An 11831-nucleotide genomic window follows, 5' to 3' on the forward strand; every position below is an offset into this window, starting at 1 on the left:
GACATGAAGATCCAAGCATGGGCTGTCGCGGCTTTCCTTGCCGGCTTATCCTGCGCTCACGCGCAGACCGTGCCGGACAAGTTCAGATCGGCCGGGAAAATCGTGATCGGCACGGTGGCGAACTATCCTCCCGTCACCTTCAAAGACCCCGCCACCAACACGCTGAGCGGCTACGACATCGATGTCGGGAACGCGATCGGCGAACGGCTCGGCGTCAAGGTGGAGTGGCAGGAAACCAGTTTCGAGCAGATGATCAGTGCGGTCACGACCGAGCGGATCGACCTCATCCTGGCCGGAATGAACGATCTGCCCGAGCGGCGCGAACTCATCGACTTCGTCGATTACATGCAATCGGGCGTCCAGTATTTCGTTCAGCAGAAGCGAGCCGACGAATTCAAATCCGCAGCCGACCTCTGCGGGAAGATCGTTGGAGCGAGCCGGCGGACCAATTTCCCGAAGGAGATCGAGAGCTGGAGCCAGGAAAACTGCGTCAAGGCCGGCAAGCCGGCGATCAAGGTCCTGGGCACGGAAGGGTCGGCCGATGCGCGGGCTCAACTTCGCCAGGGCCGCATCGACGCCGGCGCGCAGGGGAATGAAACCCTGCCTTACCTGATGTCTCTCGAGGCCAATACATACAAGCTCCTGGGAGAGCCCTATGCGATGACCTATCAGGGCATCGGGGTGTCGAAGAAAAATCCCGGGCTGCGAGACGCGGTGGCTGCCGCACTGCAAGCGATGATCGCAGATGGGAGCTACCAGAAGATCGTCGACAAATATGGCGTCCAGCCGAGCACGGTCAAACGCATCGCGATCAACGGCAAGCCGCTGGACTGATCCGGCAAGCGGGAGGTCAACCTCCCTCCTGCTCGAACAGGTGGAACTGATCCCCCATCCACGGCGCCATGTCGTGGAGAAGGGGCATGGCCTGGGTCCGCAGGAGTTTGCAGAGAAGCTGGGCAACCTCCTGCGGGATCGTTCCCAGCTCGGACTTCCGGGCATAGAGATCGACGCGCCGCCGCAGTTTCATGGCGGGCAGGGCGACGAGCCGCGTTCCGCGCAAGCGCTCCTGTGTCTGCAGTGCGATCAGCGGCGTCGTGATCGTCCAGCCCAATCCAGCGGACACCATCGTCGCGATCGTATCTGCGGTGTCGCTTTCAAATTCGCGGGGGAAGTCGAGCCTGCGCTGGCGGATCGCCTGCTCGATCTGCCGGCCGGCGCTGGTCCGCTGGGTATGACGGATGAAGCTGAGGCCCTGGAGATCCGCCAGGCTCTCGACCGGCTTGTCCCAGGCTTCCGGCAGCAGCAGGGCAAAGGGCTCGATCAGCAGGGGAATGGTGAGCGCGACATCGGTTTCCCGCAGCAGGTCGACGCCGATCAGGATGTCGATCTCCCGGCTCCGGAACTGCTGCTCGCTGAGCCCGCGCAGATTTGCAAAGAGCGAGCACCGTTTGAAGGAGCGTCCAAGCTCGCGCACGAATTGCGGACCAACAACCGTGGTCAGCGAAGCGACCATCGAAATCCTCAGCGTCGGTGTCGCATTGCGGCTCATGCGACGCAGATTGATATCGAGCTCGGCGGCCTCGGTGAGCAGGGCTTCCGCGCGCTCCAGCAGCATTCTGCCTGCCGTGGTGATCTGAACCGGACGAATACTGCGGTCGATCAGCGGAACCTCAAACTCCTTCTCCAATGACGCTATGGCCTGGGACACGGCTGATTGGGTGAGGCCGAGCATGCGTCCGGCTTCCGTGAGGGTTCCGGCGGAAACAGCGGCCCGGAAAATCTCCAGCTGACGCAGGTCAAAGCCAAGTTTGCGCACGCCAGTTCCCTGTTCGATCGACTTGCGGGGGTGTCCCGCTCCCTGCGTGCCTAGAACATGCTGCGAAAAAGTGGCAACGGTTTTTCGCATCAAGCATGCTCTAAACTATTAGAGTCGATCACGTTTTCTGCGTTTGGACGATTTCGTCCAAACGCAGCGTGATCTCCAAACGCAGCGTGATCTAATGAAGGGGCATGAAAGCGGAAGTCGAGAGGCAGGCGCATCGCGCGATTGGCCCCGTCGGGTGGCCGGCCGCGCGGCTCCGGCCATGCGTCACAGCAGCGTGATTGTGCCGCTCGACAGCTCGTATTGCGCCCCGACCACCTTGACCTTCCTGCTCGCGACGAACTCCGCGAGGATCGGCTTGGCGGTCTCGAGGCGGCGTTTGCCGCGGCGGACATTCTCCGCGATCGCCGCGGCGAGGAGGTCGTCGGGCTTGCCCGCCTTGGCAGCCTCAACGGCGGGTCTGATCTCGCGCACCATCTGCTGGAGATGGCCGGGCAGGGTTGCCTTGTCCCGCACGACCTTGATCGCGGCGTCGATCGCGCCGCAGCCCGAATGTCCCAGGACCATGACGAGCGGCGTGTTGAGGTATTTCACGGCGTATTCGAGGCTGGCGAGGCCATCGTCATTGACGAAATTGCCGGCGAGGCGGACCACGAAGAGGTCGCCGGGCCCCTGATCGAAGGCGAGTTCCGGCGAGACGCGTGAATCGGCGCAGCTCAGGATCGCGGCGATCGGATGCTGGGCGCTGGCGCGGGCGGCGCGGCCGGCCGAATAGTCCTGGTTGGTCGGAGCATTGGCGGCATAGCGCGCATTGCCCTCCATCAGCCGCTTCAGCGCCTCATCCGGCGAGATCGCATTCTGCGGGGGCGTGGCCTGGGCGAAGGCCGGCCGGGGCAGGGCGGCGGCGCCGGCGAAGGCCGCCATGCCGGCAAACAGGCCACGGCGGGACAGGCCGGATGGGGGCGAACAGCAGAGATCACACATGAATGACTCCATCAGATCGGCCTGCATGCTGAGCAGCCCGGGCGCCAGAAGCGGCGATTCACCACCCTTGCCGCAAGGCTCGCAGACGCAGCCCGCGCCGTATTACTGCTACAGGACGGGGCTGCTGCGAAGCCCGGGTTTTGCAGAGATTGAAGCTCCGCTGGAGGATTACCTAGAGGCCCGGGATCGCCAATCGGCGAGGTTCTGGTGCCCGGCGCGATCGCGCTGCGCGGTACCCGCATATCTGGCTTGTGTCGGAAGCGGACCTTAAGCGCCACCTTCGTCGATTGCCTTAAGCCGGGCTTAATTCTGTAGCTCTTACCACGAGCCTTGAATCTAAAGCATCGTCACGGTTTAGATTCAATAAAAGAAGGCTGGATCCGGTCAGTATAGTGGCTGGTATCTTGTCAGTTGAATCCGAGGGTAAGTCATGAATAGTCAAGACATTCAGGGGATGGTGAACAATCTGAAGGAAGGGCGCCTTTCGCGGCGGTCCTTTATTCAGAGAATGGCGGCTGTGGGGATCACGGCGCCGATCGCGAGCCAGATCCTTGCCTGGAACGGCGTCGCGATGGCGAACGCTACGCTCGAATACAAGCCGACAAAGGCTGGCGGCGGCGGGCCGTTGAAGATCCTGCTCTGGCAGGCGCCGACCCTGCTGAACCCGCATTTCGCCTCCGGCACCAAGGACCAGGTCGCCTCGCGCGTCTTCTATGAGCCGCTCGCCGGCTGGGACAAGGAGGGCAATCTCGTCCCGCAGCTCGCGGCCGAAGCTCCGACCAAGGCGAATGGTGGCCTTTCCGAGGATGGCAAGAGCGTCACCTGGAAGCTGAAGCAGGGCGTGACCTGGCATGACGGCAAGCCGTTCACGGCCGATGACGTCGTCTTCACCTGGGAATATGCCGCCGATCCGGCGACCGCCGCCTATACGACCGGCGCCTACAAGGACATCAAGGTCGAGAAGATCAACTCCCATACCGTCAAGGTGATCTTCAAGGAAGCGACGCCGTTCTGGGCCGACGCTTTCGTCGGCGTCGCCGGCATGATCATCCCGAAGCATCATTTCGGCGAGTACAAGGGCGCCAAGTCGCGTGAGGCTCCGGCGAACCTGAAGCCCGTCGGCACCGGCCCCTACAAGTTCGTCGACTTCAAGCCCGGCGACGTCCTCACCGGCACGCGCAACGAGAATTACCACGTCCAGAACAAGCCGCATTTCGACACGCTCGAGGTCAAGGGCGGTGGTGACGCGATCTCGGCGGCGCGCGCCGTGCTGCAGACCGGCGAATACGACTATGCCTGGGATACGCTGGTCGAGGACGAAGTCCTCAAGCGCATGGAAACCGGCGGCCGCGGCAAGATCAGCGCAGCGCCGGCCGGCGACGTGGAGTTCATCACCCTGAACACCACGGATCCGTGGACCGAGGTCGATGGCGAGCGTTCGAGCGTCAAGACCAAGCACCCGACGCTGAGCGACCCGGCCGTGCGCCAGGCGATCAACCTGCTGATCGACCGCGACTCGATCCAGAAGTTCATCTATGGCCGCGGCGGCATCGCGACGGCGAGCTTCGTCAACCAGCCGAAGCAGTTCAAGTCGGAGAAGCTGAAATACGAATTCAGCCTCGAGAAGGCCAACAAGATCCTCGACGAGGCCGGCTGGAAGAAGGGCGCCGACGGTATCCGCGAGAAGGACGGCAAGAAGCTCAAACTCGTCTTCCAGACCTCGATCAACGCGCCGCGTCAGAAGGTCCAGGCGATCATCAAGCAGGCCTGCCAGCGTGCCGGCATCGAGCTTGAGCTGAAGTCGGTGACCGCGTCCGTGTTCTTCTCCTCGGACGTCGCCAACCCCGACACCTACACCAAGCTCTATGTCGACATGGAGATGTACACCACGACGCAGCCGCAGCCCGATCCGGAGCGCTTCCTGAACCAGTTCGTGTCCTGGGAGATCGCCAACAAGGACAACAAGTGGCTCGGCCGCAACGTCTCGCGCTACTCCGACCCGGCGGCTGACGAGGCCTACAAGGCCGCGCAGAAGGAACTTGACCCGGCCAAGCGCGCAGCCCTGCTGATCAAGGTCAACGAGATCTTCTGCGAAGCCAACGTCATCCTGCCGGTCCTGTCGCGGACCAAGGTCGTCGCTGCGGCGCTGAGCCTCGCGCATGATCACAGCGGCTGGGACGTCGACACCTGGAACCTCGCGTCCTGGTATCGCAACTAAGAACCAGGCAGTCCCTCGCCGGGAGGTCATCCCGGCGAGGGACTGCACCCGATCTAAGCGGCGCCGACATCATTCCGGCACCGCACTCCCGCAAGGCATTGGGCCGGTTCCGCGAGCGGCTGCTGCCATCCACCGTCATCGAATGGTGGGTTAGATCATCGGACCGGATATCGTATCCGGCCCGATGATCTAACCTTTTTGTGTTTGCATCGGCTTTGCCCCGAAAACCGCAATCCACTTTTCGGGCCGATGCTTTAGGTGACAGGCGACGCGAAGGAGGGCGGTGGCGAGGATGGCGAAGATCGATTTCAAGAAGGCCCTTAGACCACTCTATGACCCGCCCACCGGGGACTTCGCTTTGGTCGACGTGCCGCAGATGCCGTTCGTGAAGGTGAACGGTGAAGGCGATCCCAACACCGCGCTGGCCTACCGTTCGGCGGTCGAATGGCTCTACGGGGTCAGCTACGCCATGAAGTTCGCCGCAAAGGCGGCGCTCGGCAGAGACTATGTGGTGCCGCCGCTGGAAGGATTGTGGTGGGCCGACGATTCCCGGAGCTTCATCACCCGCGAAAAGAGCCAATGGCGCTGGACGATGATGATCATGGCTCCTGATTTCGTCAGCCATGACATGTTCGAGAGGGCGGTGGCCAAGACGGGCGGCAAGCTTGGTCAGCCCCCGCAGAGCCTGCGCCACGAATCCTATGCCGAAGGGCTCTCGCTCCAGACCCTGCATGTCGGCAGCTATGATGAGGAAGGTCCGGTTCTGGCCCGGCTCCATGATGAGGTGATGCCGGGCAAGGGGATGACCTTCAACGGCCCCCACCACGAGATCTATCTGAGCGATCCGCGCAAGACTGCAGCGGCCAGGCTCAAGACGGTCCTTCGCCAGCCGGTGATAGCCGTGGCGTAGGAGGGCCGGTCGGGCGCAAGTCGCCCCCGGCCAATCCGCTCATGCGCTTCTGGCAGTAGCCTGCGGCTTCGGTTCATTCCGTGAAGTGCCGCGCGCCTTCAGATCGGCCCGTGCCGGTAGAGGTGAACCGGCTTCCGGGGCGCGCGTGTGATTGCGCCCTTTGCCTCGAGATCGAGCTGGACGGCTTTCAACCACCATCCCGCCGTCTTGCCTCCGGGGAACAGGTCTCCCGGAAGCCGGGAGAGGAGCGCCTCCTTCGCCTCGGCCGGCGTCAGGCCCGGTGGCTGGCTTGGCAGGACGGCCAGCAGCGCTGCGCGCATCGCCAGATATTTCGCGCGATCGACCCGTTCGATGCTTCCGGGCTTGTTGACGTTCTCGATCTCGATCTTGTCCTCAGGCATCGATCGTCCCCGTCACGTCAATCCTGGGATTGCGAAAACCCATTCCGATCCACGCCCCCAGGAGTTTGGCGTAGAACGATACCGAGTGGCTCTTCAGATTGGGGATGTCGTCCGGGAGGTTGGACGCATCGGCACAATCGCCGGCCATTGTCCGGATCCGGGCCTTTGGCCGCGCCGCATCCGGCCAGAGATGCAGATAGACGCTCAGCCAGTGCGCGCCCTTCATTTCCAGGAAGATCGGCGTATTGCAGCATGTCGCGACGACACGACGCGAGCCCGCATCGGCCGAGAGCCGGAATTCGCTCAAGCGCTCCGTGCCCGACAGGATCCGGACCCGGTCCTTGCGATACTCCGCGCAGGGCGTCGCGCCGTAGGATGTCAGGACGCTCCTCGCACCGGGAAGCGTGGCCAGCCGATCGGCCGCAGCCCTGCAGCTGTCGCACAGGCACTCGGAGACGAGGATCGGCGCTCCCTTCAACGCCAGGCGCACTTGCCCGCAGGCGCAGCCAACCTCGCTGATTTCGCTCATGTCTCCACCTCCTCTGTGACGTGAAACAGGTGCCGGATGTAGCGCTCCAGATGATCAAGGCTTTCTCGCGCAAGCTCGGGATCGTTCCCGGCCTTCGCCAGGACGAAGCCGCCCTGGATGATGGTTTGCGTGTGCCGCGCGAGGCTTTCCGCCGTCCAGTCGCCGGTGATGCCGCGCTCCCGTCGGGCCGCCTCGATATCGGCCACGAGCGTCGCCGCATGGCCGAGGATGCTGCGGCCACAGGCATCGCGAATGGCCGGGGAACTGGCGAAAACCTCCTGCGCCATCGTGCCGACCAGGCAGGTGAACTCGGCCAGATCGCCTGCAATGATCGCCTTGCGGAACGCGACATAGGCGAGAATGCGCTCCAGCGGATCAGACGGGGCGTGGTAGGGCGCGGCGGCGAAGAATGCAGAGGTCGTCTCCGCCCAGAACTCCGCAGCCGCCACCCCCAGAGCGTCCTTGCTGCCGAACTGATGGAAGAACGCTCCCTTGGTGACGTCGGCTGACTTGCAGAGCTCGTCGACGGCCGTCGCTGCGAAGCCTTTGGTTCGAACGACATCACGCGCCGCCTCGAGGAGCCGGATGCGTGCGCTGCCGCGCTCAGGCGATTGTTTGGTCGGTCTCGGCATAAGTGCAACATACCATACGGTCGGTATTTATCAATTACCTGAGCCGGCACGGCGCCACGCGGCGGGTTGGATGCGATTGGCGAAAGGCTGCAGCCGTATCGCGCGACTGCGCGGCTCAGGCCGGCGCGATCGGGAGATGCGCCACTTGCGCGCCGACCTCGTAATGGGCCTCCCTGATGCCCCGGAAGGCCGGGATGGCGAGATCGGATACCGGCAACGGCATGCCGGCAAGATCGATCTCGCCGAGGATGAGACGGGCGAGTTCGCGCCCGAAGACCGTGCCCGGCGCGATGCCGCGTCCATTGTAGCCGCTGAAGCCGATCGCGTTCGGGCCGTAGCTGTGCAGCCGCGGCAGATGATCTGGCGTCATGCCGATCTTGCCGTACCATTCCGTCTCCAACTCGAATTCGCCGAGCTGCGGAAACAGCTTGCGGATATGCCGCTTCACCCAGGCGCGATGAACGCTCAAGCCCGTCCCGCGCAGCGCACCGACGCTGCCGACGATCAGCCGCCCCTCGGCATCGAGCCGGAACCCGCTCAGGATGGTCTTGGTGTCCCAGCCCGCGCCGCCATTCGGCAGGATGGTCTTGCGGATATTGTGGCCGAGCGGCGCGGTCGAGACGTGGAAATAGGGCAGGTGGACCTGCTCCTCGCGAATGCTGGCGGTCGCCCCGGTCGAATAGGCGTCCGTCGCCAGGATGAGCCAGTCGGCGCTGACGCTGCCGCCGGCTGTCCTGACCAGCCAGGCGTTGCCGCTGCGCTCGAAGGCGGTCACCGCACTGCCGGTGTGGATGGTCGCGCCTTCGGTCATGGCGGCGCCCGCCAGGCCGCGGGCATAGGCGAGCGGCTGGATCGTGCCGGCGCGCGGGTCGAACAGCGAGCCGGTATAACCGGCAGCCCCGGTCCTCGCCTGCGTATCGCCCGCGCTCAGGAGTTCGACCTTGGCGCCGAGCCGGCTCCACTGCGCTTGGCGGGCCTGAAGCTGCTTCAGGCCGCTGGCGCCGACGGCGCAATGATAGGTGCCGCGATGATCGGACTGGCAGGACATGCCATAGCGTTCCGTGAGCGCGAAGACCTCGCGCGGCGCTTCGCCGAGCAATCCGATCAGGCGGTTGCCATGGACCGGGCCGAGCGTGGCGATCAGATCGTCGGGCATCACCCAGAGGCCGGCATTGACGAAGCCCGAGTTGCGGCCGGACGCGCCGAAGCCGATCTCGACCGCCTCCAGAACCACGACCTTTCTGCCGGCCTTCGCCAGGTGGAGGGCGGCTGACAGCCCGGTATAGCCGGCGCCGACGATGACGACGTCTGCCGATGCTTGCCCGCTCAGGACCGTGGTCGGTGGCGCGGGCGGGGCCGAGAGCTCCCACAGCCCGTGCGAACGCTTGTCCCTTAGCATGTGCCTGCTCCATTCATTTGCGTTCAGACCCAACCGTCATTGCGAGAAGCGCAGCGACGAAGCAATCCAGGGGGACGTCGAGCGCTGTCGCCTCTGGATTGCTTCGCTCCGCTCGCAATGACGATGGGCTATCCGCGAGCTTAAGCCTTCGCTTCGTCGTCGGGATGGCCCATTTCGCAGAACGCACCTTTTGCGTTCAGACCCAACCGTCATTGCGAGAAGCGCAGCGACGATGCAATCCAGGGGGACGTCGAGCGCTGCCGCCTCTGGATTGCTTCGCTACGCTCGCAATGACGGATCGATGGGCTATCGGCGATCTCAGGCCTTCGCTTCGTCGTCGGGATGGCCCATTTCGCAGAACTTGCCGCCGAGATAGCGGCCGGTCGGGGATTTGGGGTCGAGGGCCGGCGCGTTCGCCTCGACCTTGGCGCGAAACGCTTCCGAGCTGTCCTGCGGGTGGTAGCCGAGATGGTTGGCGCCGCTGTTGTCGACCGCCTTCACTGTGTTGTCCGAGGTTCCAAACGAGATCGTGTGGCCGACGAACGGCGCCGTCAGCGAGGCTTCGACGAGGCGCACGCAATCGGCGAAGGAGAGATAGGACCACAGCATCCGGCGGTCGACAGGTTCGGGGAAGGACGAGAAGATGCGCAGGCACGCCGTCTCGATGCCGAACTTGTCCCAATAGAGCCGGCTCAGGCTTTCCACGAAGGTTTTGCCGACGCCGTAGAGGCAGTCCGGCCGAACCGGCGCATCGACCGAAATCTGCGCTCCGATCTCGTGGAAGCCGATCGCATGGACGGACGAGGCGTAGACGATGCGTTTGACCCCGTGTTTCCGGGCGCCCTCATAGATGTGGTAGGAGGCGCGAATACCGGAATCGAGGATGGTCTGCCAGTCCCGCTCGGTCGGCGCGCCGCCGAAATGGACGATGGCATCGCAGCCCTCGGTCGCCGCGATCGTCGCCTCCATGTCGGCGAGATCGAAGATCGCCTGCTCCTCGTTGGCGGCGAGCGGGCCGAGCGGCTCGCGGTCGGCGACGCGGATCGTCCCGGCGAGATGTGCGAGCCCGATGCGAAGCTGAGAGCCGAGACGGCCGGCCGCGCCGGTGATCAGGATACGGTCGTAATGCGGCATGCTATCCTCGCGTCTGACCGCCGCACCGGGACGGTACGGCGGCGATTGGGATCATCGGCGTTGCGGGTCTCAAAAGGCACGGCGTCATCCGGCCGGGGGCAGTTCGCCGCGCTTCAGCCCGGCTTCGACCGCCGCGATCTCGGCATCGCTGATGTCGTACGCGGCCTTGGCCGCCGAGGCCGAGACATAGCCGAGCGCGAGGTCGCGCAGCACTGCGGCGCGGCTGCGCTCCGCGGCCGGGCCGTAACCGGCGCCGCCGGGCAATGACAGCATGACCTTGCGGCCCTCGGGAACGGCCTGGCGCCCCTTGCCGGCCATGGCGGTGCCGTCATCGAGGCGGATTTCGGTCGCGCCGCCATCGGCCCCGCCAAGGCGGCCGCGCGGCGGATGCTTCACGCGGTCGAACATCGCGGACATGTCGAAGACATGGCCCGCGACGGCGCCGACCTCCATGAACTGGCCGAGCCCGCCGCGGAAGCGGCCGGCGCCGCCGGAATCGGGTCGCAATTCCTTGCGCCAGATGATGATCGGGCCGGCATGCTCCGTCGCCTCGATCGGCATGGTCATGACGCCGGAGGGGAAGGCGGTGGTGTTCATGCCGTCGAGCGTCGGGCGTGCGCCCGATCCGCCGCAATTGAACATCAAGACCTCGGCGCGCCTGGCTCCGGCAAGCCGGGCAGCCTCCGAGGCCGGACGCAGCGAGACCTGGAAATTGCAGAGCGGACCCGCGCCCTCGGCCGGAACGGTCCTGGGCACGAGCTTGTCGAGCGCATCATAGACCGTGTCGGGGATGAGATGGCCGATGACATGGCGCAGCGCGACGGGCGCCGGATGCAGCGCGTTGACGATCGTGTTCTCCGGGGCCGTGATGCGGAAGGGCTCGAGCGAGGCCGCATTATTGGGGATTTCGGGCGCGATCGCGCATTTCAGGGCATAGCAGGCATAGGCCTTGGAATAGACCATCGGGCAGTTGATGCCCTTGAGGTCGACGCCGGACGAACCAGTGAAATCGACGCAAACCTCGTCCGTGCCGATCGTGACCTTGACCCTGAGTTCGATCGGCGTGGCGAAACCGTCGCTGAGCATGGCGCCCTCGGCTGCACCGGGCTTGAGCGCCGCGATTTTCTCCAGCGTCGCCTGGCGCGAATTCTCGAGGATGAAATCGCCGACCTGCTCCAGCCCGTCGAGCGCGAATTCATCGAGCATGCCGGTCAGCCGGCGATGGCCGACATCGTTGCAGGTCGCGAGCGCGAAGATGTCGCCGACGACCTGGTCGGGCTCGCGGATATTGCCGCGCACCAGCCTGACGAAGGGCTGGTCGACCTGGCCCCGGTCGGCGAATTTCATGATCGGGATATAGAGGCCTTCCTCATAGACCGAGTTGGCGTCCGCGCCGAAGCCGCGGCCGCCGATATCGACGACATGGGCCGTGCAGGCGAAGAAGCCGACATGCCGACCCCGGTAGAAGGACGGCGTCACCACCGTGATGTCGTGCAGGTGCCCGGTCCCCATCCAGGGGTCGTTGGTGATGTAGATGTCGCCTTCGAGGATGTTTTCGGGCCCGATCTCGCGGATGAAATGGGCGACCGCATCGGCCATCGCGTTGACATGGCCGGGCGTGCCGGTCACGGCCTGGGCCAGCATCAGCCCGGCCCGGTTATAGACGCCGGCCGAGAGGTCCCCGGCCTCGCGCACCGAGGTCGAGAAGGCCGTGCGGATCAGGGCCTGGGCCTGCTCCTCGACGATCGAGATCAGGCGGTTCCACATCACCTGCAGCGAAACGGTGGAGAGCGTCGTCATGG

The 11831-nt window shown here is 64.7% G+C and carries 11 protein-coding genes; 3 read left to right on the forward strand and 8 right to left on the reverse strand.

Annotated features, from left to right (window positions below):
* Positions 1–3: 3 nt before the first annotated feature.
* Entirely contained in the window at positions 4–834 is an 831-nt protein-coding gene (locus FG93_RS00605) for an ABC transporter substrate-binding protein (protein ID WP_043230614.1), read from the forward strand.
* A gap of 16 nt (positions 835–850) precedes the next feature.
* Here the strand turns inward: FG93_RS00605 and FG93_RS00610 are convergent, their stop codons facing one another.
* Both FG93_RS00610 and FG93_RS00615 read right to left on the reverse strand, forming a co-directional pair.
* Complete coding sequence (locus tag FG93_RS00610; RefSeq protein ID WP_081881208.1) at positions 851–1906, reverse strand: LysR family transcriptional regulator; 1056 nt, start codon at positions 1904–1906, stop codon at positions 851–853.
* Between the two features lie 183 nt (positions 1907–2089).
* Positions 2090–2806 (reverse strand): carbonic anhydrase, encoded by a 717-nt coding sequence (locus tag FG93_RS00615; protein ID WP_043230849.1) that lies wholly within the window; start codon positions 2804–2806, stop codon positions 2090–2092.
* Positions 2807–3236: 430 nt separating this feature from the next.
* Here FG93_RS00615 and FG93_RS00620 point away from each other — a divergent pair, with 430 nt between their 5' ends.
* Positions 3237–5024: a peptide ABC transporter substrate-binding protein gene (locus tag FG93_RS00620; RefSeq protein ID WP_043230617.1), complete on the forward strand. Its 1788-nt coding sequence runs from the start codon at positions 3237–3239 to the stop codon at positions 5022–5024.
* 292 nt (positions 5025–5316) lie between these two features.
* Positions 5317–5934, forward strand: a complete 618-nt coding sequence (locus tag FG93_RS00625) for a GyrI-like domain-containing protein (RefSeq protein ID WP_043230852.1) — start codon at positions 5317–5319, stop codon at positions 5932–5934.
* A gap of 98 nt (positions 5935–6032) precedes the next feature.
* Here FG93_RS00625 and FG93_RS00630 read toward each other — a convergent pair whose 3' ends face one another.
* The 6 genes from FG93_RS00630 to FG93_RS00655 form a co-directional block, all read right to left on the reverse strand.
* Positions 6033–6335: a hypothetical protein gene (locus FG93_RS00630; protein WP_043230620.1), complete on the reverse strand. Its 303-nt coding sequence runs from the start codon at positions 6333–6335 to the stop codon at positions 6033–6035.
* The gene (locus FG93_RS00635; RefSeq protein ID WP_043230622.1) at positions 6328–6864 is read right to left on the reverse strand and encodes a GFA family protein; all 537 of its coding nucleotides are present in this window, start codon (positions 6862–6864) and stop codon (positions 6328–6330) included. The genes FG93_RS00630 and FG93_RS00635 overlap by 8 nt, the downstream gene beginning before the upstream one ends.
* Positions 6861–7496, reverse strand: a complete 636-nt coding sequence (locus tag FG93_RS00640; RefSeq protein ID WP_043230625.1) for a TetR/AcrR family transcriptional regulator — start codon at positions 7494–7496, stop codon at positions 6861–6863. Before FG93_RS00640 ends, FG93_RS00635 begins: the two co-directional genes overlap by 4 nt.
* 115 nt (positions 7497–7611) lie before the next feature.
* On the reverse strand, positions 7612–8895 hold the full coding sequence (locus tag FG93_RS00645) for an FAD-binding oxidoreductase (protein ID WP_043230628.1): 1284 nt from the start codon (positions 8893–8895) through the stop codon (positions 7612–7614).
* 318 nt (positions 8896–9213) lie between these two features.
* On the reverse strand, positions 9214–10029 hold the full coding sequence (locus FG93_RS00650) for an NAD(P)-dependent oxidoreductase (protein ID WP_043230631.1): 816 nt from the start codon (positions 10027–10029) through the stop codon (positions 9214–9216).
* Between the two features lie 84 nt (positions 10030–10113).
* Positions 10114–11829: a hydantoinase B/oxoprolinase family protein gene (locus FG93_RS00655; RefSeq protein ID WP_043230633.1), complete on the reverse strand. Its 1716-nt coding sequence runs from the start codon at positions 11827–11829 to the stop codon at positions 10114–10116.
* Positions 11830–11831: the final 2 nt, after the last annotated feature.

Source organism: Allobosea sp. LC85, assembly GCF_000735605.1.
Taxonomy (GTDB): Bacteria; Pseudomonadota; Alphaproteobacteria; order Rhizobiales; family Beijerinckiaceae; genus Allobosea.